Raw genomic sequence first — 26,438 nt, 5'->3', positions numbered from 1 at the left:
CCTGTTGCGATTGCGCTTTTCCCGGTCTTAAAAGCCAAGACAAAACAAGGATGATAACAATATGCAACAGATCTTGAGGCCCAGCAGGCTCGCCATGCTGGTCGCCCTTGCGGCCGTCCCTGCCTGGGCGCAGGCCGCCTATCCCGCCTATCAGGCCGGCACCGCCTACAAGGCTGGCGACATCGTCAGCAACGCAGGCGCCCTCTATGAATGCAAGGAATTCCCTTACTCCGGCTGGTGCGGCGCGTCGCCTTACCACTACGAACCCGGTGTCGGCGCCGTCTGGGCCGATGCCTGGAAGCTCTATGGCGGCGAAGTGCCGCCGCCGGCCCTGGTGGTCGCCATCGGCTCCCCCGCCGTGGGCAGCAGCGTCAGCGAAGGGGCCAGCCTGGCCCTGGCGGTGACCCTGAGCGGCCCGGTCACGGCGCTCGCCCGGGTGGAATACCTGATCGACGGCACCCTGGTCGCCACGGCCACGGCCTCCCCCTGGAGTGCCAGCTGGTCTGCCGCCGGTGTGGGCAATCACGCCCTCAAGGCACGGGCGCTGGATAAAGACGGCAAGGTGCTGAGCGAGGCGGATTCGAGCTTCCAGGTCGCCGCCGTGGTGGCGCCCGAGGCGCCCAGGGTGAGCATCGCCAGCCCCGCCGCCGGGGCCAGGGTGACCCTGGGCCGCGCCCTCACCGTGACCGGCAATGTCACCGACGCCAATGACGACGTCGCCAAGGTCGAGCTCTTCGTGAATGGCCAGAAGGTGGGCGAGGACAGCAGCGCCCCCTGGCAACTGAGCTGGACGCCACAGAACAAGGGGCTGACCGGCCTCAAGCTGGTGGCGACCGACAAGGCAAATCTCTCTGGCGAGTCAGCCCAGGTGGATGTCCAGGTGGAGGAGGCGGCCCTGCCCCCCACCGGCGGCAACCTCTCCTGCGACGTGCGCCAGATCTACCGCGCCGACGGCAGCGAGTGCATGGGGGATGACCACGGCCGCCGCGTCATCGGTTACTTCACCTCCTGGCGTACCGGCAAGAACGGCCTGCCCGCCTACCTGGTGGGCGACATCCCCTGGGACAAGATCACCCACATCAACTACGCCTTCGCGGCGGTGGACGAGCAGAGCCACACCATCAAGGTGGATGACGCCGCCACCAAGCTGACCTGGAACGGGGTGCCGGGCGCCGAGATGGATCCCGAGTTCGCCTATCAGGGCCACTTCAACCTGCTGTCGAAGTACAAGAAGCAGTACCCGGACGTGAAGACCCTCATCTCCGTGGGGGGCTGGGCCGATACTCGCGGCTTCTACGCCGCCACCACCAAGGGCGACTGCTCGGTCAACACCGCCGGCATCAACGCCTTCGCCGACTCGGCGGTGGGCTTCATCCGCCAGTACGGCTTCGATGGGGTGGACATCGACTACGAGTACCCCACCTCCATGAAGGATGCGGGCAACCCCAACGACTTCCCGCTCTCCAACCAGTGTCGCGGCAAGCTGTTTGCGAACTATGAAGTGCTGATGAAGACCCTGCGCAACAAGCTCGACAGCGCCGGGACCGAGGACGGTCGCAAGTACATGCTGACCATCGCCTCGCCGGCCTCGGCCTACCTGCTGCGCGGCATGGAAAACTTCCAGGTCACCCAGTACCTCGACTACGTCAACCTGATGACCTATGACTTCCACGGTGCCTGGAACCACTTCGTCGGCCACAACGCCGCCCTGTTCGACAACAAGGCGGATCCCGAGCTGTCCCAGTGGGGTGTCTACACCCAGGCCCAGTTTGGCGGCATCGGCTACCTCAACTCCGCCTGGGCGGCCCACTACTTCCGCGGCGCCCTGGCAGCGGGCAAGATCAACATAGGGGTGCCTTACTACACCCGTGGCTGGCAGGGGGTCACCGGTGGCACCCACGGCCTGGGGGGCAAGGCGGCGCTGCCGAGCCAGAGCGATTGTCAGCCGGGCACAGGTGGCAGCACCATCCCGTGCGGCAACGGGGCGGTCGGCATCGACAACATCTGGCATGATCTGGACAAGAACGGCAAGGAGATAGGCGGCGGCGCCGTGCCCATGTGGCATGCCAAGAACCTGGAACACGCGGCCAGCCTCGGCATCACCACACTGCCGAGCTACGGCCAGGCCTGGGGTCTGGATCCCAACAACCCGGCCCATGTGATGCAAGGCCAGTATGTGCGTTACTACGACGACAAGGCCCACGCGCCCTGGCTGTGGAACGAGCAGAAGAAGGTGTTCCTCTCCACCGAAGATGAAGAGTCCATGGGTCACAAGCTCGACTACATAGTCAAGCGGGGCCTGGGGGGCGTCATGTTCTGGGAGATGGCGGGAGACTATGACTTCGACGCCGCGAAGAACGAGTACGTGATGGGCAGCACCCTCACCAGCCTCGCCTACGAGAAGTTCAGCAAGGCCGACAAGGCGGCCCTGAAGCAGAACGATCTGCCGGCCCCGGCCGCCCAGCTCGACATCGGCGTGAGCCTCTCCGGCTTCAAGGAAGGGGACTCCAACTACCCGATCAACCCGACCCTCAAGCTCACCAACAAGTCGACCCAGACCATACCGGGCGGCACCCGCATCGAGTTCCTGATGCCCGCCTCCACCTCCGACACCATCACCGACCAGAGCGGCATGGGGCTGAAAGTGGTAGAGAGCGGCGGCAACCAGAACTCCGACGGCATCGCCAATGAGAAGGACTTCCACAAGGTGGCCCTGACGCTGCCGGCCTGGAAGGCCTGGGCGCCGGGCACCGAGGTGGAAGTGGCCATGACCTACTACCTGCCGGCCGCCGGCGTGCCGAGCGGCATGCGCCTGATTGCCGGCAGCCAGACCATAGGCCTGAAGTCCGACTTCCCGGCCCTGGCCGAGGCGGTACTGGGGGGCAGCAGTGGCGGTGACGGCGGTAGCGGTGGCACCAGCTGCGCCAGCCAGAACGTCAACCCGGCGGACTACAATGCCTATCCGACCTGGCCGCGCGGGGATCACGCCAATGGCAACGACCGCATGACCAACGGCAAGGCGGTGTGGCAGGCCAACTGGTGGACCAGCAGCGAGCCCAAGGCGGGCGATGGCAGCTGGAAGCTGGTGTGCAACTATTGAGTTGTCCCGGCTGCTGTACCAGCAGCGAGCTCAGAGCGGGCGATGGCGGCTGGAAGCTGGTGTCCAACAATTGAGTTGTCCCGGATGCTGTACCAGCAGCGAACTCAGAGCGGGTGACGGCAGCTGGAAGCTGGTGTGCAACTACTGAAAATCGGTTGAGGGGCCAACCCCTCGTCAACCCAATGACCCAATCCGGAGCCCAGGCTCCGGATTTTTTTGCGCCTCATACAAGGAAGGGATCTCGTGACAACCGGGGAGGGGACCATAAAAAAGACCGCTCCGAAGAGCGGCCAATTGCCACCAGGCAAGCTGCGGGGCTGACCCCCTTGTGGATGGGCAGTCGCCATGGGCGGATGCTTGCCCATGGCGTGCCGGTTTATTGAGTGACGGCGCCGCCCTGTTGCTCCTTCAGGAAGCTGATCCAGGGGGAGGCGCGGCCACTGACGTTGCCATTCTGGGCGGCCTGGGTGAAGGCGCTCAGCGCCTCCTTGGGTTTCTGCTGCTCGAAGTAGGCGACCCCGGTCAGGAACTTCAGATCCGCCCGCTGCTCGCCGCTGGCATTGGCGGCGGGCTTGGCGGCCAGGGCGACCAGATCCTTGTATCGCTTGCTCTGGATCATCATGCGCGCCATCTTCAGCTGCAGCTCGGCACTGGGGGCCAGCTGATAGGACTTGGCCAGGGTGTCGATGGCCGGATCCAGCTCCTTGGCCTGATGCCAGTAGTTGGCCAGCGTCTTGTAGTTGGCCGCGCTGCTCTCGATGGTCCCCTCCTTCATCGCCTTCTCCATCACGCGGGCGGCGCGGTGGGGAATGCCGGCGAAGGCCAGGTAGTTGGCGAGCCGCTGCAACTCGGCCGCCTCGGTCAGCATGCCGAGGTTGTAGGCGCCTTCCAGCGCCGCCAGGGCCTTGGCATCGTTGCCCGCCTGCATGTGCATGGCCGAGAGCTGGGTCCAGTACTTCTTCTTCTCCGGGTACTTGTCCACCAGGGCGGTCAGCACCTCGGTGGCCGGCTTGTACTGTTTCAGCTCGTAGTGGGCCGCCATCTTCAGCAGATACCAGGACTCCGGCGCCTTGCCCGCGGAGAGCTTGATCGCCTGATCCACCGCCGGTATGGCTTCCCGGTACTGCTTGAGCTGCACATGGGCGTTGGCCAGGGTGATGTAGGCGTGCGGGGTCGGCTTCTCGTCCTTGCCGAGGTTCGCAAACCACTCCTTCATGGTGCTGATGGAGCCCTTGAAGTTCCCCTCCGCCATATAGAGCTGGGCCAGGTTGTAGCGCACCTGCTGGGCCACCGGCTGCGGCAGGCCGCCGGTGGCGATGGCATCGGCGAAGTATCTGGTCGCCTGACTGTATTTCTCCTGCTGGGCGGCCACGAAGCCCAGGGTCTGCAGAATGACCCCCTTGTCGTAGACCCGTTCGCCTGCGCCGGACAGCGCCTCCTGCAGCTTGGCATTGGCCTCGCCGTATTTCTTCTCGGTGATCAACGCCTGGGCCTTGTTGACCGCGCGGTAGGCGCGATCAGACAGGGCGGGTTGCTCGGCGGCCCAGCCGGCGGTACTGAGCAGTACCGCCATGGCCACCGGGGCGAGGATCAGGGTATGTAACTTTTTCATCGCCACCTTCCTTAGTTGACCGCGAACTCGATCTCTTGCTGCATGCGGCTTGCCTGGGGCTTGCCGTCCACCATGGCCGGCTTGAAGGTCCACTTGGCAATGGTCTTGCGCGCCTCCTTGCCGAGGTCGTAGCTGCGGGGCTCTTCCTTGACGATCCGGATGTTGCTGACGGTGCCGCGCTCGGTGACGGTGAACTCCACCAGTACCTTGCCGGAGGCGAGACCGGCCAGCGCCGCCTTGCGGGGCATCATGGGCTCGAAGGTCGCCATGGGCATGGCGCCGTTGTTGCCGCCCATGCCGCCACCGCCGCCGCCGGTGCTGTAGGCACCCAGGGCGTTGCCGCCGCCGATGTTGACCGGGATGTCGAGCTTGGGCATGTCCATGGGGGCACTGTCCATCTTGGGCCTGTCCGTGCTCGCCACCTCCATCTCGGGTGGGGGCGGCGGGCGGTTCGGGGGCGGCGGTTTGGGCAGTTCCCGTTGTTTCTCTTGCAGGGTCTCCTGGGGCTTGAGGCGAATGAAGTCGGTCATGGTGACGTCTTCTCTCTCCGTCAGCTCCCGGTGATCCGGTGTGATGAGCTTGTTCATTCCCAGAAACAGGAAGAACACCACCACACAGGAGACAGCTATCGCTATCAGGTATCTCATGGTGCTCGCTCCGGCATCAGCTGCTCTTGCTCGCCGCGATGGAGATGTTCTGGACACCGGCCATGCGGATCTGATCCATGACCTGGACCACCAGCCCGGAACGGGACTCGGTATCGGCCTGGATCACCACGGCGCTCTCCGGGTTCTCCGCCCGCAGCCGCTCGATGTTGGCACGCACGGCGCCCACCTCGACGACCCGTTTGTCGACCCAGACCTGGCCGTTCTCGCGGACCGCGACCATGATGTTCCCCTTCTTCACCGTCTCGGCCGTGCTGGCGCTCGGGCGGTTGATCTCCACGCCGGACTCCTTGACGAACGAGGTGGTGACGATGAAGAAGATCAGCATGATGAACACTATGTCCAGCATGGGGGTCAGATCGATGGCCGCCTCATCGGCACCGCTGTCGCTGTGACGTTTTCTCATGGCAAAAAACTCCTTGCTTGTTCTGTGCCCCGGCGGGCCAGGGCCTGCCGGGGATGTGCATCCTGCATCAGCCGTGTTTCAGGTTGTCTTCCAGCTTCTGCACCGCCAACTTGGCCTTGTGATCGAGCTGGTTGACAAAAAACAGGCCGGAAAGGGCGGCAATCATGCCCGCCATGGTCGGTACCGTCGCCTTGGAGATCCCCGAGGCCATGGCCCTGGGGGAACCCGTGCCCGTGATGGCCAGGGTGTCGAACACCTGCACCATGCCCACCACTGTGCCGAGCAGTCCCATCAGCGGACAGAGGGCGATCAGCACCTTGATGACCGGCATCCCCTTGTCTACCGCCATGGCGACCCGGGAGACCAGCTCGCGCCGGATCTGCTTGGCAGACCAGGAGAGGTGATCGCTGCGGGCCAGCCAGGTCGCCTTGGTCTGCTTCACCTGTTTGGGATAGACCGCCATGAAGTAGAACCAGCGCTCCAGCAGCAGGGCCCACATCATCAGGGTCAGGAAGAACAGGGCGACCAGTACGTCGCCCCCCAATCCCAGAAACCGGCGGACCGACTCGACTTCTTCAATCAACCAGAACCACATGGGTGACTCCTTAGGCTGCGGCTTTGGCGGCGTGCAGACGTTCCTGATAACGGGCGACGAAGCCGGCGCTCTGCTCTTCCAGGACCTGGATGAGACGACGGCTCTGGGTCTGCACTATGGTGTAGAGGAACAGCATGGGCACGGCGACCACCAGACCCTGCATGGTGGTGACCAGGGCCTCGGAGATGCCGCCCGCCATCAGCTTGGGATCCCCGGTACCGAACAGGGTAATGGCCTGGAAGGTGGCGATCATGCCCACTACGGTACCCAGCAGACCCAGCAGCGGCGCGACCGAGGCGATCAGCTTGATGATGCTGATGCCCTTCTCGAACTTGGGCACGTTGCGCAGGATGATCTCGTCGAGCTTGGATTCCAGATCCTCTATGTTGTCACCGCGGTGGGACTGATAGGCCCCCAGCATCTCGCCGATGGGGTTGCCCTTGACGATCTGCTCGGATTTCAGCTGCTTGCGCATGGACGAGCCGATCAACGACAGGCGGATACCGCAGAAGATGGCCAGCAGGGTGCCGAGCACGCCGAGCACCATGATGACGTAACCCACTTCACCCCCCTGATCGATCCGCTCCTTGAGAGTCGGTGACTGCACCAGCAGGGAGAGGATCACCCCACGAGACGGGTCGATGAAGATGGGCTCGACGGCGCCGTTGCCCTGTTCAAACTCGGCGATCGGCTCCAGCACGCTCTTCTCCGGTTGACGGGAGAGCTGCTCGAACTTGCCGGTCTCCGGCACGAAGGTGAGGTACTTGCCCTCGGAGACGGTGTTGAACTCGCCTATCTGGGTCACCGTCTTCTCGGCCTGGTTGCCCTCGCCGTAGACCACGGTGGCCGGGATCTGGCTCACCTTGCCGCCATCGACCATGCGGCCTAGGGTGGTGGTCCAGAAGGCGGTCAGATCGTCGCTGGAGGGGAGCTCCTTGCTCTCCGCCAGACGGGTCAGCAGTGCCGTCTGCTCAGGGTGTTCGACCCGGCGGGCGGAGGCGTTGAAGATCCCCTTGAACTCGCCGGCGAACTGGCGCAGCACGCCGAACATCTCGCCCATGTTGCCGGAGCGCTGGCGCAGGGTCTCGGTCAGCTCGGTGAGCTGCTTGTCGTTGGCATCGAAGGTGGCCTTGAGCTGCTCGCCCTTGGCGGTCTCGGCGGCCAGCTCCGCCTTGGCCTTGGCCAGCAGGGCCCCTTGCTCGTTCTTGTCAGCCAGGAAGCGGGCCTCCCGCTCCTTGTTGAGCTGGGATTCGCTGGTGCTGGCGGCCTTGACCTGGCTCAGCAGGGCATTGAGATCCACCGGTTTCTCGGCGGCGGTCACCGGCAGGGTGATCAGGGTGGCTCCCGCGATCAGGGAGGCAATGGCGAGTCTGATTCCTTTCATGATGCTTTCTCCGCAGTTTGAACCGGCAGCTTGATGAGGGCGGGGGGCGCCTGCTTCTTGGCGATGCGAAGGCCCTGTTCAACCGCACTGCGATACTCCTGGGGCAGCTCTTCCCACTGGCGGGTCTTCTTGTTCCACATGCCGGTCTCGTTGCCATCCGGGGATTGGTAGAGCAGGGCGATGCGGCCGACGCGCAGGAACTCGTAGGTCTTCTCGCCGCCGTCCTTGTCCAGGCTGGCCTTGTAGGATTCGATGGTGCGGCTGAAGCCCTCCTCGATCTGGTAGGCCTCGAGGATCTTGCGGTACTTCTCGGAGATGGTGACGTCGGCCCGGTTCATGAGGTCGGTCAGGGCCGCCACGCGGTCCTCCCGCTCGACCTTCTGGAACGGCAGGTCCAGGGCGACGAACTGATCGAGGGAGTCGATCATCTTGAGCATCAGGGGCACCACCTCGGTGCTGGTCTGATCGATCTGGGCTATCTGGCGCTGCATCGAGGCCAGTTCGGCACTCTGGGAGTCGACCATCTTGCCCACCTGCTCGTTGTAGGTGCGCAGGCTGTCGACCTGGCGCAGGGCGGCCTTGTACTGGGCCAAGGCAGACTCGGCAGACTCGGCGTAGCTGTCGATCTTCTGCTGGGATACTTTGGAGGCATTGTCGGTGGCGGCTTGAGCGTCCACTGCCTGACCGGCAGAGGCGGCACTCAGATTGAAGCTGGTCAGCAGGGCAGCCGAAACCAGGCTGCCGAGGAGCGCTTTCTTCATTGTAATAGTCCTTGTTTTCATAGGATTACCCTATCTCCGTGACTTCCTTGGAACCTTGGGCAGAGCCGGCCCGTGGGGGCGGGCTCGTCACTTTCCTGGTGGATCAGAACTTCTGGGCGTAGTCGAGGTAGTAGATGCGACCGTCGATGCTGTAGAGCTCTTCGTCATAGGTGAAGCCATCGCTCTCGAGGGACGGGCCCGCGTTGAACATGTTCTTCACCCCGACCTGGATCTTGCCGTTCCAGGGCGCATCCACCCCGACGTTCAGGTTCCAGGTGGTCTGGGACGCGATGTGGCCCACTTCCTCACCGGTGTCGGCGATGTAGTCCTGGCTCTGGGAGTCGATGTAGTTTGCACTCAGGTAGGTATCCATGTTCCACCACTGGGGCACGTTGACACCCACGCCGGAGCTGAAGCGCATCTGTGGCAGACCGTTCTGGCCGATCTTGTCGATGACGGGGCCACCGGCGTACAGGCCTTCCTTGTACTCCAGGATGTAGGTGCCGCCGAGGTCATAGCGGATGGTGGCGGAGTTCAGGTCGTAGCGGTAATCCAGCTTGAGATCCAGACCGCTGGTGTTCAGGGTCCCCAGGTTGACCATGGGGGCGATGGCGCTGCTGATCTTGCCCTGGCTGTTGCGGACTATGTTGCTGGAGCCGCCGTTGTTCAGCTCGTCATAGATGACGGACTGCAGGGAGTTCAGCTGGATCACGTCCTCGATCTTGATGGTGTAGTAGTCCAGGGAGAGGTTCAGGTCATCCAGCGGGCTGTAGGCCACCCCGAAGTTCCAGGTGTCCGCCGTCTCTTCCTTCAGCTCCTCGTTGGCAGTGCGGGTGGTGGTGTACTGGCGGTTCGGGCAGTCCGCCGCCGAGATGCCGTTGGCCTCGCAGTAGACATAATCCTTGGCCCAGTCTGCGGACTCCGAATCTGCCGCGTAGAGATCGCTCAGGCTGGGGGCGCGGAACGAGCGGGACCAGGAGGTGCGCAGCATCAGGTTGTCCAGCGGCTGGTAACGCAGGCTCGCCTTGGGGGAGAAGGCGCTGCCGAAGTCGCTGTAGTCATCGAAGCGACCGGCCAGGTTCAGCTCGATCTGCTCGGTGATGGGCACCAGGGACTCGACGTAGGCGGCGGTGACGTCGCGCACCCCGCCGGAGGAGTTGCCGGCAGAGCCGATGATGTTGCCAGCCTCGGACTGGGCATCGTACTTGTCGGCATAGACCCAGTCGTTGTACTCGGCGCCCGCGTACCAGCTGACCGGCCCGGCCGGCAGCTCACCCATGTCCCACTGGACACCGGCGTACCACTGGTAGAAGTCCATGGTGGAGCGGCGGCTGGTGTCGGCGGTCATGGCGGCAGTGCTCTTGGGATCGAACTCGCCCCCCACAAACTTGCCGTCGGCGATGGCCTGCTGGGCGGCGGATTTCAGCACATAGCCGGTGCCGTTCTCCTTGTTGTCGGTCTTGGAGTACATGTAACCGGCATTCCACTGCATGTCGCCCACGGATTCTGTGGTGACGGTGCCCTCGAAGCCGAGGTTCAGGCTGCCGGTCATGTCGGTGACATAGTTGTCACGGGGACCGACGTTGGTGAAGCGGTAGTAGGCGTAGGCGGCCTCACCCAGCCCCTGGGTGGCGGCGGCGTCCAGGCCGTTGTCGGCGAAGAACTGAGCATTTTTCGGGTTGGCCGGGTCTATGGTGAAGGCACCAGCGGCGGGGGCGAAGCGACCGAAGCTCTCGACCCTGGAGCCGATGATCTGCGGCACGAAGTCCACGGTGTCGTTGATGTGGTAACGACCGTTCACATAGAGGGTGTCACGGCTGCGGGAGGCCGTGGTGGCCGCGACCTGACCGTAGTTGAAGTTGCAGCCGCCCTCGAAGCCGACGAAGGGCTCCTTGCAACTGCCGTCGGCATTGGTGGCACCGGCCAGGGGGCCGTATTTCCAGATGGGGTCCCCGTTGGCGTCGAGGCCGGTGATCCCCTCCACGTTGCGGCCGTAGGGGCTGGGGGCATCGTTGCCCTGCTTGGCCAGATAATCGCGATCACGGCTGTAGATGACGTCCTTCTTGTCGTGCTCGTAGACCGCCATCAGCGAGCCCTTCTCGCCATTGACGCCAGCCACGACGGAGCCACTGCTCTCGTCACCGCCCTCTTCGGTCGGGGAGCCGAGGCGTCCCTGGAAGGTCAGGCCGTCATAGCCCTCTTTGAGCACCACGTTGATGACACCGCCGATGGCGTCTGAACCATAGATGGCGGAGCCGCCGTCCAGGTTGACTTCGACCCGCTCAACGGCGGCCATGGGGATGGTGTTGAGGTTGATGGAGGTGCCGCCCATGGTGGGGGAACCCGCCACCCGCTTGCCGTTCAGCAACACCAGGGTGCGCTCTGAGCCCAGGCCGCGCAGGCCGACGGTGGATTGGGACTGGAAGGAGCTGCCGGAGGCCGGGGAGACGCCACCGAAGGAGTTGTAAGAGGCCTGTTTGAGGTAATCGGCGACGGTCTGCTGACCGGATTGCTCGATCTTTGCCTTGGTCACTGAGACGACAGGGGTGGAGCCTTCCACATCGACCCGGGAGATCCGCGAGCCGGTGACCTTGATCTTCTGCAGTTTTTCGACATTCTGGCCCTCTTCGGCCAGGACAGGGGTGGCCACAACTGCCGCGCTCGCCAAGGCAAACGCTACGGCAGCAGAGAGTCTGCTTTTCCTAAGCATCGTTAGTATCCTTCCTGATTGTTTTTTTGTTTGCTTCCCTTACCGCCCTCGTTGGAGCGGTGCGTAAGGCTTATCAAGGTTTGATGATTGACGTCAAATGGAGCGGCCAGGATGGGGAAGAGATGGAGCGTTAGAAGACTATGCAGGGCGATGGCATTCTTTTTGGCGTTTTATTCCGCAATGAGCGCGAACATTAATGTAAAGATGTTGTTAATTTTGTATTTTGCCATTTTATTGATTATTTTTGAACTTATCGATAAATCGCCTGTCGCGATGTTCTTCATATCGCGTAATGACATTTTTTCAGTATTTAAATCTGTATTCGGTCGCGAGGCAGTTTCTGTTCAGGTTTCGGTATTGGGATATTTCCCTCTTCTTTAATAGGTAAAATGAGATCAGAGGGTGTTTGATTTTATCTGTATGTTTTTATTGGTTTTTTGTTGGATTTAAACGGATGTGTAATTAATTTTTTAATTATTAAAAACAAGTTAAATGAGAAGGCGTAGCAGTTTTTTATATTGAAGTTGGATTTTTTGGAAAAAAACATCAGTGAGTGATGCTGCGAACGTCACTGACGATTGATGGGCTTAGTTCTACTTGATTTTTGTTGCAGAGCTTTTACAGTGACCGAGCGGGATTGTCTGCCAATACCAGTCAATTCAGTGAGTAATGCCAGGAAGGAGAGGCCGGTCACCGGATGTGACTGACCATAAAAGAACAACAAGGACGAGGTTCCACCATGCTGTCGTATTTCTTACGTCGGATGCTTTTGATCATCCCGACGTTTCTCGGTATCACCCTGCTCGTCTTCACCATCACCCGCTTCGTGCCGGGCGGCCCAGTCGAGCGCATGTTGCTGCAGGCGCAGGTCTCACAGAACGAGACAGGTCGCTCCAGCGGCAGCAAGGGGGCGCAGGCGCTCTCCGATGAGCAGATCGAGGAGCTCAAGGCGTTTTACGGCCTCGACAAGCCCATGCTGATCGCCTACTGGGAGTGGCTGCAGAAGCTGGCGGTGCTGGATCTCGGGGAGTCGACCCGCTACTACGAGCCGGTGTGGGATCTCATCAAGGAGAGGCTGCCGGTGACCGCCTTCTTCGGGCTGGCGACCTTCCTGCTGAGTTACGCCGTCTCCATCCCGCTCGGGGTGGCCAAGGCCCTCAGGCACAACACCCGCTTCGATTCGCTCAGCTCCATGCTCATCTACATGGCCTATGCGCTACCCGCCTACGTGGTGGGGATCTTCCTCATCACCGTCTTCGCCTTCCACCTGGAGTGGCTGCCCATGGGGGGCTTCCCAGGGGAGGACTTCGAATACATGGAGAGCAGCTGGGATCAGATCCGCACCGTCTTCGCCCACGCCCTGCTGCCGCTCATCGCCTACGCCATCGGGGATTTCGCCATCCTCACCATGACCATGAAGAACAGCCTGATGGAGAACCTGTCGGCGGATTACGTGCGCACCGCCGTGGCCAAGGGGCTGCCGTTTCGCAAGGCGGTCACCGACCACGCCATGCGCAACAGCCTGATCCCCATCGCCAGCCACTTAGGGTCTGTGCTCACCGTCTTCTTCGGCGGCTCCTTCCTCATCGAGACCATCTTCAACATCGACGGCATAGGTCTGCTCGGCTACGAGGCCATCGTCGAGCGGGATTACCCCACCGTCATGGGCATACTGGCCATCACCTCCATGTTGATGCTCATCGGCAATATCGTCTCCGACATCTGCGTGGCCCTTGTTGATCCCCGCATACGGTTTGGAGACTGACCATGAACCAGACCTCTATTGCCATACCGATGCTGATATCACGCCATATCGTCTCCGACATCTGCGTGGCCCTCGTTGATCCCCGCGTACGGTTTGGAGACTGACCATGAACCGGACCCTTCTTGCCATGCCGATGCTGATATCACGCCATATCGTCTCCGATATCTGCGTTGCACCTCCTGTTGATCCCCGCGTACGGTTTGGAGACTGACCATGAACCTGAACCCGGTAACGCTGAAAAAACTCAAGCGCTTCAAGTCCATCAAGCGCGGTTACTACTCCTTTGTCATCTTCTCGGCCCTGGTGGTCATCTCCCTGCTGGCGGAGCTGCTGGTCAACAGCCGGGCGCTGGCGGTGAGCTATCAGGGAGAGCTCTACTTTCCCACCTATGGCGACGTGATCCCGGGCCAGCACTTCGGGCTCGACTACGAGTACGAGACCAACTACCGCCAGCTCAAGGGCAAATTTGCGCAGGAAGGGAAGGGGGACTGGGTGCTGCTGCCCCTGGTGCCCTGGAACCCCTATGAGCAGGACTTCAAGGAGGAGGCCTACCCGCCCTATGCCCCGAGCCTGGCGGAGCGCCACTTCCTCGGCACCGACACCAGCGGTCGCGACGTGCTGGCGCGGCTGGTCTACGGCTTTCGCATCGCCATCGGCTTCGCCTTCATCACCCTGGTGGCGAGCTATGTCATCGGGGTCAGCATCGGCTGCATGATGGGCTTTCTCGGCGGCCGTTTTGACCTCATCCTGCAGCGCTTCATCGAGATCTGGTCCCAGGTGCCCTTCCTCTACGTCATCATGATCCTGGTGTCCCTGGCCAAGCCGAACTTCGGCCTGTTTGTCGGCATCAACGTGCTGTTCGGCTGGATGGGGATCACCTGGTACATGCGCACCCTCACCTACAAGGAGCGGGCACGGGACTACGTGATGGCGGCGCGGGCGCAGGGGGCGACCACGAGGCGGATCATCTTCCACCACATACTGCCCAACACCCTGATGATGATAGTCACCCTGGCCCCCTTCGCCGTGGTGGGCAACATCTCCACCCTGACGGCGCTGGACTACCTGGGCTTCGGCCTGGCCCCGCCGACCCCGAGCTGGGGGGAGCTGCTCTCCCAGGGGATCAACAACCTGGATGCCATCTGGATCGTGAGCTCTGTGGTAGCGGCGGTGAGCCTGGTGCTCATCATGGTCTCCTTCATCGGGGAGGCGATCCGTGAGGCGTTCGATCCGCGCAAATTTACCCGTTATCAGTGACCCGGGGCCCGCCTCAGGGCCCTGGGTATCCAACCCTTAATTGAGACGCCCCCGGTGCAGGGGCCAGACTTGGAAGTCAAACATGAACAATAAAATCAAATGGATAGGTGCTCTCTTCGTGCTGGTGAACGGATCCTGGGTGTGGGCCGCCAGCCTGCCCGCGGATCTCAAGTGGGAGACCAACGACACAGACCCTGTGTTTGCCTCCCCCAAGGCGCTGCCCGGTGGCACCCTCAACCTCTTCATAGACAGCTTTCCGCTGACGTTTCGCACCGTGGGGCCAGACTCCAACGGCTCGTTCCGCTCCTTCATCCTGGACAACCAGCTGAGGCTCATCAGCTTCCACCCCAATACGGGCAACCCCATTCCCTCGCTGGCGAGCGCCTGGGCCATAGCACCGGACAGCCAGACCGTCTACTTCAAGCTGGATCCCCGCGCCAAATGGTCTGACGGCAAGCCGGTCACCGCCGACGACTACACCTTCGGCTACGAGATGATGCGCTCCAAGGACATCAAGGGGCCCTGGTTCAACAACTACTACACCACAGAGGTGGTGGCGGTGGAGAAGGTCGACGATCACACCATCCTGGTGAAGGCGGGCAGCCGCAAGGCCAGGCTGGATCTCCTCAACACCACCGAGCTGTGGCCCCAGCCGAAGCACTACTACAAGATGGGGCCGAACTGGGTGAAGCAGTACAACTGGGCTGTGGTGCCGACCACGGGCCCCTATGTGATGAGCGAGGTGAAGAAGGGCAAGTCCATCACCTTCAGCAAGCAGAAGGATTGGTGGGCCCAGCAGGATCGCTACAACCAGCACAGATTCAACCTCGACCGCATCAAGGTGCAGGTGATCCGGGATCACAACATAGCGTTCCGCCACTTCCTCAAGGGGGAGCTGGACACCTTCGAGATGATACTGCCCAACTGGTGGCATGAAAAAGCCGTGACCCCGGAATACAAGAAGGGCTATGTGCAGAAGGTGATGGCCATGACTGATACCAAACAGGGGGGGCAGGGGGTACACCTCAACGTCAGCAACCCCAAGCTGGCGGACGTGAATGTGCGCCTCGGCATCCAGCACGCCATGAACCTGGACAAGATGATAGCGACCGTGCTGCACGGCGACTATGACAGGGCCACCACCTTCGGCTCTGGCTTTGGCGAATTCACCGACATCAAGCTGCCGGAGCGGGCCTATGACATCACCAAGGCGCGGGAGTACTTCGCCAAGGGTGGCTACAACAAGCCGGGGCCGGACGGCATCCTGCAAAACGACAAGGGGGAGCGGCTGACCCTGGCGCTGACCTATACCAGCCAGGAGCACTCCAAGCGGCTGACCGTGCTCAAGGAGGAGGCCAAGAAGGCGGGCCTGGATCTGGAGCTCAACCTGGTGGATGGCGCCACCGGCTTCAAGGTGATGCTGGAGAAGAAGCACGAGGCGGCCTGGCTCGGCTGGGGCGGCGGCGGTCTCTACCCGCAATACTGGGAGTCGTTCCACTCCGACAACGCCAACAAGCCCCAGACCAACAACCTGTTCAACGTGGCCGACAAGGAGCTGGACGCCCTGATCGACGCCTACAACGTCGAGTTCGACATGACCAAGCGGGCCGGGATCTCCCGCCAGATCCAGCAGCGCATCTATGATCTCGCCATCTTCGTGCCCGGGGTGCAGCTCAACTACGTGCGGGCCAGCAGCTGGCGTCACCTGATGCTGCCCGAGGTGCCCGCCACCCGTAACACCCCGGATCTGCTCTACTGGCCCATGGATGGCTATCCCCACAGCAGTGGCGGCCTGCTCTGGCTCGATCCCAAGGTGCAGGAAGAGACCCTGAAGGCCAAGGAAGCGGGTGAGTCGCTCGCTCCCATCACCCTGATCGACAAGACCTATGCGCATCATTGAGAAGGGGGAGACGATGGCAGAGACAGAGGCCCCCATCCTGAACGTTCGAGAGAATGGGGGAAAGTTCACCGCCGATAACGACAAGGGCAGGGCCCCCATCCTGGAGGTCAGGGATCTCGAGGTGGAGTTCACGGTCGATGACGGCAAGATCAAGGTGCTTGACGGGGTCAGCTTCCAGGTCGCCCCGGGCCAGACCTTAGGCATAGTCGGCGAGTCCGGCTGCGGCAAGAGCGTTACCTCGCTCGCCATCATGGGGCTGCTGCCCAGGCCCCACGGTCAGGTGGTGGCCGGCTCCATCCGCTTTCAGGGGGAGGAGCTGCTCACCCTGGCGCCGGATCAGATGTACAGGGTACGTGGCAACCGCATCTCCATGATCTTCCAGGAGCCCATGACGGCCCTCAACCCGGTGCAGACGGTCGGCGATCAGCTGATGGAGGTGTTTCACCTCCACAGGCCGGACTACAGCAAGGCCCAGCGCAAGGAGGCCGCCATCGCCATGCTGCAGAAGGTAGGGATCCCGGAGCCGGCCCAGCGCTTCGCCGTCTATCCCCACAACCTCTCCGGCGGCATGCGCCAGCGGGTGATGATCGCCATGGCGCTCGCCTGCGAGCCGGATTTGCTCATCTGCGACGAGCCGACCACGGCGCTGGATGTCACCATCCAGGCCCAGATCCTGGATCTGATGAAGGCGCTGCAGGCCCAGACCGGCATGGCCATCATCTTCATCACCCACGATCTCGGGGTAGTGGCGGAGCTGTGCGACGAGGTGGTGGTGATGTATGCGGGCCGCGCCGTGGAGCGGGCCGACATTTTCGAGCTGTTTGACCACCCGCACCATCCCTATACTCATGGTCTGATGGCCTCGATCCCGCGCCTCGAAGACGTGCCCAAGAGCCTGCTCAAGACCATCAAGGGCCAGGTGCCCGCCCTGCACGAGATGCCGGCGGGCTGCCGCTTCTCCAACCGTTGCCCCCACGCCACCGAGCTCTGTGTGGGCACCAACCCGGTGACAGAGCAGTTGAGCGATCGCCACGCGGTGGCCTGCCATCACTGGAAGGAGTTGAGCATATGAGCGTCTTGTTGTCGGTACGGGAGTTGAAGCAGCACTTCAGCAACAGGGAAGGGGCTATGTCGGCTCTGCACCAGGATGGACGGGAGCGGCGGCGATGAGCGTCTTGTTGTCGGTAAGAGACTTGAAGCAGCACTTCAAGATGGGGGGCGGTTTCTTGCGCAAGCCCTACACCGTCTACGCGGTAGATGGCATCAGCTTCGATCTCAAGCAGGGGGAGACCCTGGGGCTGGTGGGGGAGTCCGGCTGTGGCAAGTCCACCCTCGGCCGCTCCCTGCTCAAGCTGTTTGAGCCCACGGCGGGGCAGATAAGCTTCGAGGGGCGCGACATCACCCGGTTGTCACCCAGGGAGATGCGATCCTTGCGCCAGGAGATGCAGATAGTGTTTCAGGATCCTGCAGAATCCCTCAACAGCCGCCACACCGTGGGCCAGATCCTGGAAGAGCCCTTCATCATCCATGGCAAAGGCAACACAGTGCAGCGGCGTGGCTGGGTGCTGGAGCTGCTGGACAAGGTGGGGCTGCCGAAGAGTGCGGTGGATCGCTACCCCCACGAGTTCTCGGGAGGTCAGCGCCAGCGCATCGGCATCGCCCGCGCCATCGCCCTCAAACCCAGGCTGCTGGTGTGCGACGAGGCGGTGTCGGCGCTGGATGTCTCGGTACAGTCCCAGATAGTGAACCTGTTGCTCACCCTGCAGCGGGAGATGAATCTGGCCATCATCTTCATCGCCCACGATCTGTCGGTAGTCAAACACATCTCGGACAGGATTGCGGTGATGTACCTCGGGCGCATCGTCGAGTTGGCAGAGGCCCAGCAACTTTACCTAAGCCCGCGCCACCCCTACACCCAGGCGCTGATCTCGGCAATCCCTGTGCCGGATCCCCGCAGGCGCAACCAGCGGATCCTGCTGACGGGCGATGTGCCATCCCCCATCTCGCCTCCGAGCGGTTGCCACTTTCACCAGCGCTGCCCCTATGCGACGGATCTGTGCCGCACCACCTCCCCCGGCCTCGAGCCGTGCGGCGAGGCGGCCCATCAGGTGGCCTGCCACTTCCCCTTGCCCCCGGTGGAGGCGGTGCCGCTGGGAAAGGCGGTCTGATGCCGGCGTCCACTGCGCCAGGGCCGGTATCACAGCAAGGTGGCGTCGGGGACGAGCAATAAAAAAATGGGGCCTGTGGGCCCCATCTTCATGCTTGGAGTTCAGGTTTGGCCGTGGAACATCTGGCCCGGGCAGGACAGCGCCCCGAGGGGGTGGCTGTGGTGTGAATTGTTGAGTTGTTTTGTAGTTTTATTACGTCGTCAATGTCAACTTCCGGACGGGCGACATCAGGCGCCATAGCGGAAGTAGTAGTTGCGAGTCGAAGGCGCATAAGTGTCTTTCTCTTGTGTGCCTTTCTTGCTGGATGCACCCTTCAGGTGGAACAGCACTGCCAGGTTCTCAAACATAGTCTTACCTCTTCGCTCTGTTGATTATTGTTTCCTGTGACCTTGGTCACACTTTGATGCTAGAGGCTTTTGTGATCTCGATCAACTTATTGTGTTGTAAATTTACATAAATCATGGAAAAGGTTTTCAAATTCAGGGTTGCTTATGGATACGATTTCAAGGGGGGCGGAAGGGGCTGTGAAGAGGCAACGCAGGGAGAGCAAGGAGGAGCACCAATGACATGCCCCGCACTGGGCGGGGCATGAAGCGGCAGGGGAGGCGGTGCTTACTTGGCCGGGATCTGTTCCAGCACGTGGACCAGCAGTTGCCAGAAGCGCTCGACCGCCGGTATGTGTACCTTCTCGCCCGGCGCGTGGGCGCCGCGTATGGTCGGGCCGAAGGAGACCATGTCCCAATCCGGGTAGGCGCTCTTGAACAGACCGCACTCGAGGCCGGCGTGGATCACCATGACGTTCGGCATCTCGCCGAACAGGGTCTGGTAGCTGTTGCGTACCAGGGCCATGACGGGGGAGTCCACGTTCGGTGCCCAGCCCGGGTAGGCGCCGGTGAATTCACAGCTGGCGCCCGCCAGGCTGAACAGGGAGCGGGTCATCTGCTCTACGCTCTCGCGACCGGAGTCGATGAGGGAGCGGATCAGGCACTGCACATAGACCTCACCGTCGAGGGTCTTGATGACGCCCAGGTTGGTGGAGGTCTCGGTGACGCCCGGGATGGCGTCGCTCATGCGCATCACCCCGTTGGGGCAGGCCACCAGGGCGTCCAGCAGGCGGGTCTGGAGGGATTCGCTCATCAGCTTGGCGGGCATGTCCCGGCCGCTCAGCAGCACGGTCAGGTTCGCCTCGGTGGCGGCCAGCTCGCTCTGGTAGATGCCGGCGTAGCGGTCAACCAGGGCCTTGAACTCGCTGACGCTGGCGGTGGGCACCAGCAGGGTGGCGCGGGCTTCGCGGGGGATGGCGTTGCGCAGGGTGCCGCCGCTTATCTCGGCCAGACGCACCCCCAGCGGCTCGGCGGCCTTGAGCAGGCGTACCAGCAGCTTGTTGGCGTTGCCACGACCGCGATGGATGTCGACCCCGGAGTGACCGCCACGCAGCCCCTTGACCTGCAGCTCGAAGCCTTCCCCTTCAGTGGCGGCAACCAGCTCCAGCGGGAAGCGGATATTGGCATCCACGCCGCCGGCGCAGCCCATGTAGACCTCGCCATCCTCTTCGGAGTCGGTGTTGAGCAGGATCTCGCCCTCCAGCCAGCCCGCCTCCAGGCCGAAAGCGCCTGTCATGCCGGTCTCTTCGTCGGTGGTCAGCAGCACTTCCAGCGGGCCGTGCTTGATGGTCTTGTCCGCCAGCACGGCCAGGCAGCCTGCCATGCCCATGCCGTTGTCGGCGCCCAGGGTGGTGCCACGGGCGGTGACCCATTCACCGTCGATGTAGGCATCGATAGGGTCTTTGGTGAAGTCGTGCTGGGTATCGGCATTGGCCTGGGGCACCATGTCGATGTGGGCCTGCAGCACCACGGCCTTGCGGTTTTCCATGCCCGGGGTGGCCGGCTTCTTGATGATGATGTTGCCCACGGCGTCCTGCTTGACCGCCAGGCCTTCCCCCTGGGCCCACTGCACTATCCAGGCGCTCAACTTGGCCTCGTGCTTGGAGGGGTGGGGAATGGAGCAGATCTGCTCGAAGAATTGCCAAATCAACTTGGGAGACAGAGAACTAAGCTGTGCCACGTCGGGACTCCTTACCAGCACGGAAATGGACAGGGCCCAGTGGGCCGCAGAAGAGGGTAACGATAATACAGTCAATCACACAAAAATGTGAGCGATCTGCGCAAATTGCGGTCTGCTTGTGCTGATAAAGGGGGCCTGAATGGCGAACATGACTGCCTTGCCCATGTGTACCAGCAGAAGATGGAATTCGTGATGCGCATCACAAAAATATTGTCTTTTTGCCGCCGGGTGGTAAATTAGCCGCCGTGGGTCAACCACTTGTCAGGATGACAATCAATGCCTCCAGGGAACCGAAGCAAAGCAAGTGCGCCTCCACGGAACCGAGTGTCTGTTCAAGGATCTGAACCCGCATTATAGGTACGTAACTTGTTAAGCAATCAGGAGTTTTAATATGTCAGGCAGCAATTCAACCTATTGGTTTGCCCAGTCTCTCTATACCCAGGGTTTCAACTATCCGAACCCCTACGCCGGTCGTCGTTAAGACGGGCAGTCAGCCAGGCTGACAGAGAAAGCAGAAAAGCAGCAGGTGTGTGAGGGTTCCATCCTCCCCCTGCTATTTTTTTACCCGAAATTCGAGGTTTGCTCTTCAAATGAGCACCCTGTTGATGAGGACCGGACCCGAAGGGGAGGCGAAGCAGACAGGAGATGGCCGACTTTTCCTGTTTTTCGCATACGTTTGCCAGTCATTTTATCTGCAAAGGGTGCTATCATACCGGCCCAATAGCTGGCCTGAGGTCTGGGTTTCGATCGATATGGCCGCCAGCCATGCCCGTCCTGCTTTCAATGCATCTGCTTTTTGCTGCCGAGGGTTCACCCCTGAGGCCGCAAAAGTGCAAGCAAAATTCAGGAAACGGGGGCCAGAATTTACCGGATCCCCGGTGTCTGCCGGGACTCTTACGTCTTAAGTGATTGCCTTTATAACTCGTTGAGATCGATAGCATGCCAAAGAAATTCTATGTGTCGTGGGATAACCTGCAACGTGAAGCGCGCCGTCTGGCCCGTCGTCAACTGCCCGTCAGCCAGTGGAAAGGGATCATCGCGGTCAGCCGTGGTGGCCTGGTACCGGCTGCCCTGATGGCCCGTGAACTTGGCATTCGCAACGTCGAAACCCTCTGCATCTCCAGCTATGACCACAACAGCCAGCGTGAGCTGGTGGTCGTCAAGGCTGCCACCACCGCCGGTGACGGCGAAGGCTGGCTGGTCGTGGACGATCTGGTGGATACCGGTGGCACCGCCAAGGCGATCCGTGACCTCTACCCCAAGGCCAAGTTCATCACCATCTTCGCCAAGCCCATGGGCGAGCCGCTGGTGGATGACTTCGAAGTGGCCATCCCGCAGGACACCTGGATTGAGCAGCCCTGGGACATGGCGCTGGAGTTTGCCAACCCTATCTGCGACGAAGAGTAATCGCCACCTGCCTTGGCGCACCGCCCCTGACTGCTGCAGGGCGGGTTGCTCGCGCCTATGGCAAGACGGTTTCATAAGGCCCCTGTTTGGGGTCTTATGTGTTTATGATGTGGCTGCCCGCGGTGAAAAGTGGTTAAGATGGGCCATTGTTTGAGACAGAAGAGTCACCATCTTGGAACCAAACGACGATACCAACCTGACGGAAAAGTTGTTCACCCGGGTCAAAAAGGTATTGGAAACCTCCGAAATATCCAACTCCAGCCCGGTCGAAGAGCAGGACAGCTCCCTGGCCGAGAGTTTCATCGACGGCGCCCTGTCGCCCCATTGGTATCGCCTGCTGCGCCGGCCGACCTGGGCCTGGCAGGGGGCGGATCCGGTGGAGGTGGAGCAGACCCTGGCCCGCATCGCCATGGGGCAGGGGGAACGCAGCCACGAGCGCTATCTGGATACCATCAAGGGCTATGTGCCCGGCAACTGGGTCTATGAGTGGAGCCAGCTGGCTGGCCGCTATTTCAATGCCGGGCGCGAGCTGGTCGGCCAGGGCGATAGCGCCGGAGCGCTGAAGAATCTGCTCAAGGCGGTGCGCTACTACTCCATCGCGAGCTATCCCCACCTCAAGAATGACGAGCTGGCGGATCAGGCCCAGCTGCTCTGCAACATGGCCTACCGCGAGGCAGGCAGGCTATTCAAGGTGCCCCTCAAGGAGCTGCAGGTCCCGTTCCGGGGCAAGACCATTCAGGGCTATCTGCACCTGCCCACCACCGACAGGCCTGTGCCTCTGGTCATCGTCAGCGGCGGCATCGACGCCCTCCAGGTCGACTTCCTCAACTTCTACTTCAAGTGCCTCGAGCCCCACGGCATCGGCATGCTATCGCTGGACATGCCGGGAACCGGCTATGCGGAGCACTGGCCGCTGGTGCAGGACACCAGTCGCCTGCACCAGGCGGTGCTCAACCACCTCTCCGAGGTGGCCTGGGTCGATCATCAGCGCATCGCCATGGTGGGGTTCCGCCTCGCCGGCAATGTGGCGGCGCGCCTCGCCTTCATCGAACCCTTCAAGCTCAGGACTGTGGTCTGCATCGGGGCCGGCATCAATCAGGTGTTTACCAATCAGGAGATGTTTGCCCGCTGTCCGCGCATGATGCGGGACGGGCTGGCGAACCGCCTGGGGGCCGATGCGGCCCAATGGGATCTGTTGCGTACCAAGTGCCAGGTCTTCTCCCTCAAGACCCAGGGATTGCTGGGGAGTCGCACCTCTGTGCCCATCCTGAGCATCGGCCACAAGCGTGACTTCATCTGTCCCGAGCAGGATGTCCGGGCCCTGGCCTCCGCCAGCCGCAATGGCAAGGCGGTGGTGTTTGACAAACAGCCTCTGCTGGAGGTGTATGACGAGGCGCTCAAAGAGACGGTAGATTGGCTAAAGAAACACTTATGTACATGATATAGAACTAAAAATGTAACATCATCATGTGATGGTATGGCTTGTTCAACAGGGAGGTTAGCATGTCAGAAAGAGTGACCTACAAGCGATTGCTGAGGCAATTCGCGGCCATTGGCCCCTATCTGCGCGAGGATCTGTGCGAGGAGGGACGCTACCGCTTCGACTGCCTTTCCGTCTGCGTCAGCGCCAAACCGGCGCCGGACAAGCGGGAGTTCTGGGGCTGGTGGCTGGTGCTGGAGCAGGAGGACCACAGCTTCCGCTATCACTATCAGGTCGGCTTCTACAATGCGGACGGGGCGTGGATCGACAAGCCGCTGCCCAAGAAGCATCAGGCCGAAGTCGAGCGTACCCTCAACCACTTCTACAAGCTCATCAGCGCCAAGCTGACCCTGCTGGAGTGCACCTTGTCTCCCGCCAAGCAGGTCACCGCCGAGCTGAATGTGACGGCGGCCTGATCCGCCCGGGCCCTGCGGTCATGGATCCGCGGGGCCTCCTTCTTTGCCATGACAGCGGTGAGGCTTAATTGCCTTGCAGGGCAACAGGGCCGTGGGTATAAAGGGATTCCTTACTTTTCTAACCCTTTGTTCCCATGGAAAACAGAACCATAGTCGTCAAATTGGGCACCAGCGTGCTCACCGGGGGATCTGCCCGTCTCAACCGTGCCCACATGGTGGAGCTGGTCAGGCAGTGTGCCGCCCTGCATCGACACGGACACCGTGTCGTTCTGGTGACCTCTGGCGCCATCGCCGCCGGACGTGAGCTCCTGGGGCACCCTCCGCTGGCGCCGACCCTGCCCAACAAGCAGATGCTGGCGGCGGTGGGCCAGACCCAGCTCATCCGGGTATGGCAGGACCTGTTCAACCTCTACGGCCTGCACATCGGCCAGATGTTGCTGACCCGCGCCGATCTGGAGGACAGGGAGCGTTACCTCAATGCCCGCGACACCCTGCGCACCCTGCTCGATCACCGCATCATCCCCGTCATCAACGAGAACGACGCCGTGGCCACCGCCGAGATCAAGGTGGGGGACAACGACAACCTCTCCGCCCGCGCCGCCATCCTGGCGGATGCGGATCTGCTGATCCTGCTCACCGACCAGAAGGGGCTCTTCACCGCGGATCCCCGCACCAACCCGGATGCCCAGCTCATCGAAGAGGTGCAGACCATAGACGACACCCTGCGATCCCTCGCCGGTGACAGCGTCAGCGGTCTGGGGACCGGCGGCATGGCCACCAAGCTGCAGGCAGCCGACGTGGCGCGCCGCGCCGGGGTCAACGTGGTGATCGCCACCGGCCAGATCCCGGAAGTGATCGGTCGCCTCGCCGCCGGCGAGCGGGTGGGCACCCTGTTCCCGGCCCTGGCCTCGCCGCTGGAAGGGCGCAAGAGCTGGATCCTGGCAGGGCCTCCCCCCCACGGGGAAGTCCAGGTGGATCAGGGGGCCGTGGCCGCCATGCAGGAGAAGGGCTCCAGCCTGCTGCCCAAGGGCATAGTCGCGGTCAAGGGAGACTTCGTCCGAGGCGACGTGGTGCGGATCCTGGGCCCCCAGGGGAGCGAGCTGGCCCGCGGCATCTGCCGTTACGATCATCTGGAGCTTGAGAAGCTGCGGGGCGTACACTCGGATCAGATAGAGGCCGTGCTGGGTTACGGCTATGGCGCCGTTGCCATCCACCGAGACGACATGGTTCTGCTGTGAGCAGTCGGCCCCGATAGACCTGCCGCTACGGCCATGGCTATGGGAGCATGGGCCATCCACAGAGACGATATGGTGCTGCTGTGATGCATCGGCCCAGAGCCTGAAGCAACGAGGCCATGGACCATTCATAGAGATGACATGGTGCTGCCGCAAGGTGGCACTCAGAAAGGAACCACATTATGAGTCTGGAGAAAATGGGGCAGGCGGCCCGCGAGGCCGCCTATCAGCTGGCGACCATCAGCACGGCGCAGAAAAACCGTGCGCTGGCCGCCATCGCCGATGAACTGGAGGCGCACAGTGCGCAAATCCTGGCTGCCAACGAGAAGGATATAGCGGCAGGCCGCGATGCCGGCCTGTCGGAAGCCAAGCTGGATCGCCTGCTGCTCAACCCCGCCCGCCTCGCCGGCATAGTGGCGGACGTGCGCAAGGTGATCTCCCTTGACGATCCGGTCGGCGCCGAAATCGACAGCCGGGTGCTGGAGAACGGCCTGCGCCTCTCCCGCCGCCGGGTGCCCATAGGGGTCATCGGCGTCATCTACGAGGCGCGCCCCAACGTCACCATCGACATCGCCAGCCTCTGCCTCAAGACCGGCAACGCCAGCATCTTGCGCGGTGGCCGCGAGACCTTCCACTCCAATCTGGAGCTGGTACGGGTGATCCAGCGCGCGCTGGCGGCCTCGGGCTTGCCTGGTGATGCGGTGCAGTACATCGACAACCCTGACCGGGCCCTGGTGGGCGAACTGCTGCGCCTCGATCGCTATGTGGACATGATCATCCCCCGCGGCGGCGCCGGGCTGCACAAGATGTGCAAGGAGAACAGCTCCATCCCCGTCATCATCGGCGGCTTTGGCATCAGCCACATCTTCGTGGACGAGAGCGCCGATCTGGTGCGCTCCCTGGCGGTCATCGACAACGCCAAGGTGCAGCGCCCCTCCGCCTGCAACGCCCTCGATACCCTGCTGGTACACGAGAAGGTGGCTGCCACCTTCCTGCCACAACTGGTGGCACTGATGAACGAGCGCAAGGTGACCCTGGTGGGGGCGCCCAATGCCATGGCGCTGCTGGCAGGCGGCGACAATCTGTGCGAGGCGGGAGCGGAAGATTTCGACACCGAGTGGCTGGGGCTGACCCTGGGGATCAAGCTGGTGGCGGACGTCAACGAGGCGCTCGCCCACATGCGCGAGCACAACGCCGGCCACTCCGACGCCATCCTGACCAACGATCTCGCCAATGCGGAGCGCTTCGTCAACGGTGCCGGTTCGGCGGCCGTCTACGTCAACGCCTCCACCCGCTTCACCGATGGCGGCCAGTTTGGCCTGGGGGCCGAAGTCGCGGTCTCGACCCAGATGCTGCACGCCCGTGGCCCCATGGGGCTGACCGAGCTGACCAGCTACAAGTGGGTCGGTCAGGCGGACTATCTGATCCGTGCCTGAGCCAGGTCGTCAGCACAGTGCCGTCAATGCCGACTCTGGTCGGCATTTTTGTGGTTTTTTATTGCGCACTATCAGTG

Annotated in this window: 19 protein-coding genes; 11 read left to right on the top strand and 8 right to left on the bottom strand. The window is 62.1% G+C overall.

All coding sequences use genetic code 11. The annotated features are described in order from the left end of the window. Positions 1 to 61: 61 nt before the first annotated feature. A complete protein-coding gene (locus tag AAHB08_RS12545; protein ID WP_446699529.1) occupies positions 62 to 3,100 on the top strand; it encodes a glycosyl hydrolase family 18 protein in 3,039 nt (1,012 codons plus the stop codon). Positions 3,101 to 3,476: 376 nt separating this feature from the next. Here the strand turns inward: AAHB08_RS12545 and AAHB08_RS12540 are convergent, their stop codons facing one another. From AAHB08_RS12540 to AAHB08_RS12510, 7 genes are all read right to left on the bottom strand, one after another. After that, a complete protein-coding gene (locus AAHB08_RS12540) occupies positions 3,477 to 4,712 on the bottom strand; it encodes a tetratricopeptide repeat protein (protein ID WP_205642351.1) in 1,236 nt (411 codons plus the stop codon). A gap of 11 nt (positions 4,713 to 4,723) precedes the next feature. Continuing rightward, entirely contained in the window at positions 4,724 to 5,359 is a 636-nt protein-coding gene (locus AAHB08_RS12535; RefSeq protein WP_106887700.1) for an energy transducer TonB, read from the bottom strand. Positions 5,360 to 5,375: 16 nt separating this feature from the next. Next, the gene (locus AAHB08_RS12530) at positions 5,376 to 5,783 is read right to left on the bottom strand and encodes an ExbD/TolR family protein (protein WP_005327075.1); all 408 of its coding nucleotides are present in this window, start codon (positions 5,781 to 5,783) and stop codon (positions 5,376 to 5,378) included. A 67-nt stretch (positions 5,784 to 5,850) separates the two neighbouring features. Beyond that, on the bottom strand, positions 5,851 to 6,378 hold the full coding sequence (locus tag AAHB08_RS12525; RefSeq protein ID WP_068979220.1) for a MotA/TolQ/ExbB proton channel family protein: 528 nt from the start codon (positions 6,376 to 6,378) through the stop codon (positions 5,851 to 5,853). A 10-nt stretch (positions 6,379 to 6,388) separates the two neighbouring features. Next, positions 6,389 to 7,762, bottom strand: coding sequence for a MotA/TolQ/ExbB proton channel family protein (locus AAHB08_RS12520; RefSeq protein ID WP_202046609.1), 1,374 nt, complete (start codon positions 7,760 to 7,762; stop codon positions 6,389 to 6,391). Further along, positions 7,759 to 8,523 carry a DUF3450 domain-containing protein gene (locus AAHB08_RS12515; protein WP_202046608.1) on the bottom strand — a complete coding sequence of 255 codons (765 nt, stop codon included), beginning with the start codon at positions 8,521 to 8,523 and terminating at the stop codon, positions 7,759 to 7,761. Before AAHB08_RS12515 ends, AAHB08_RS12520 begins: the two co-directional genes overlap by 4 nt. A 103-nt stretch (positions 8,524 to 8,626) precedes the next feature. After that, positions 8,627 to 11,233, bottom strand: a complete 2,607-nt coding sequence (locus AAHB08_RS12510) for a TonB-dependent receptor plug domain-containing protein (protein WP_342059103.1) — start codon at positions 11,231 to 11,233, stop codon at positions 8,627 to 8,629. Positions 11,234 to 11,972: 739 nt separating this feature from the next. Here AAHB08_RS12510 and AAHB08_RS12505 point away from each other — a divergent pair. From AAHB08_RS12505 to AAHB08_RS12485, 5 genes are all read left to right on the top strand, one after another. After that, complete coding sequence (locus tag AAHB08_RS12505; RefSeq protein WP_342059102.1) at positions 11,973 to 12,998, top strand: ABC transporter permease subunit; 1,026 nt, start codon at positions 11,973 to 11,975, stop codon at positions 12,996 to 12,998. A gap of 213 nt (positions 12,999 to 13,211) precedes the next feature. Then, positions 13,212 to 14,255: an ABC transporter permease gene (locus tag AAHB08_RS12500; RefSeq protein WP_202046606.1), complete on the top strand. Its 1,044-nt coding sequence runs from the start codon at positions 13,212 to 13,214 to the stop codon at positions 14,253 to 14,255. Positions 14,256 to 14,337: 82 nt separating this feature from the next. Next, entirely contained in the window at positions 14,338 to 16,155 is a 1,818-nt protein-coding gene (locus tag AAHB08_RS12495; protein ID WP_342059101.1) for an extracellular solute-binding protein, read from the top strand. A 13-nt stretch (positions 16,156 to 16,168) separates the two neighbouring features. After that, complete coding sequence (locus AAHB08_RS12490; protein ID WP_342059100.1) at positions 16,169 to 17,227, top strand: ABC transporter ATP-binding protein; 1,059 nt, start codon at positions 16,169 to 16,171, stop codon at positions 17,225 to 17,227. A 94-nt stretch (positions 17,228 to 17,321) separates the two neighbouring features. Then, positions 17,322 to 18,323, top strand: a complete 1,002-nt coding sequence (locus AAHB08_RS12485) for an ABC transporter ATP-binding protein (protein ID WP_342059099.1) — start codon at positions 17,322 to 17,324, stop codon at positions 18,321 to 18,323. Positions 18,324 to 18,935: 612 nt separating this feature from the next. Here the strand turns inward: AAHB08_RS12485 and AAHB08_RS12480 are convergent. After that, the gene (locus AAHB08_RS12480) at positions 18,936 to 20,387 is read right to left on the bottom strand and encodes an aminoacyl-histidine dipeptidase (protein WP_342059098.1); all 1,452 of its coding nucleotides are present in this window, start codon (positions 20,385 to 20,387) and stop codon (positions 18,936 to 18,938) included. A 939-nt stretch (positions 20,388 to 21,326) separates the two neighbouring features. Between AAHB08_RS12480 and gpt the strand changes: the two genes are divergently transcribed. The 5 genes from gpt to AAHB08_RS12455 all read left to right on the top strand — a co-directional run bounded on the left by gpt (position 21,327) and on the right by AAHB08_RS12455 (position 26,361). After that, complete coding sequence (gene gpt, locus AAHB08_RS12475) at positions 21,327 to 21,794, top strand: xanthine phosphoribosyltransferase (protein ID WP_005325980.1); 468 nt, start codon at positions 21,327 to 21,329, stop codon at positions 21,792 to 21,794. Positions 21,795 to 21,966: 172 nt separating this feature from the next. Beyond that, positions 21,967 to 23,235 carry an esterase FrsA gene (gene frsA / locus AAHB08_RS12470; protein WP_139437199.1) on the top strand — a complete coding sequence of 423 codons (1,269 nt, stop codon included), beginning with the start codon at positions 21,967 to 21,969 and terminating at the stop codon, positions 23,233 to 23,235. 62 nt (positions 23,236 to 23,297) lie between these two features. Beyond that, the gene (crl, locus tag AAHB08_RS12465) at positions 23,298 to 23,690 is read left to right on the top strand and encodes a sigma factor-binding protein Crl (RefSeq protein ID WP_202046600.1); all 393 of its coding nucleotides are present in this window, start codon (positions 23,298 to 23,300) and stop codon (positions 23,688 to 23,690) included. Between the two features lie 134 nt (positions 23,691 to 23,824). Continuing rightward, positions 23,825 to 24,928 carry a glutamate 5-kinase gene (gene proB / locus AAHB08_RS12460; RefSeq protein WP_202046599.1) on the top strand — a complete coding sequence of 368 codons (1,104 nt, stop codon included), beginning with the start codon at positions 23,825 to 23,827 and terminating at the stop codon, positions 24,926 to 24,928. 179 nt (positions 24,929 to 25,107) lie between these two features. Next, positions 25,108 to 26,361, top strand: coding sequence for a glutamate-5-semialdehyde dehydrogenase (locus AAHB08_RS12455; protein WP_342059097.1), 1,254 nt, complete (start codon positions 25,108 to 25,110; stop codon positions 26,359 to 26,361). Positions 26,362 to 26,438: the final 77 nt, after the last annotated feature.

Source organism: Aeromonas sp. OTU364, assembly GCF_038440395.1.
GTDB lineage: Bacteria > Pseudomonadota > Gammaproteobacteria > Enterobacterales > Aeromonadaceae > Aeromonas.
Note: the sequence above shows the minus strand (reverse complement) of the source record. Positions and strands in the feature narration are given on the sequence as shown.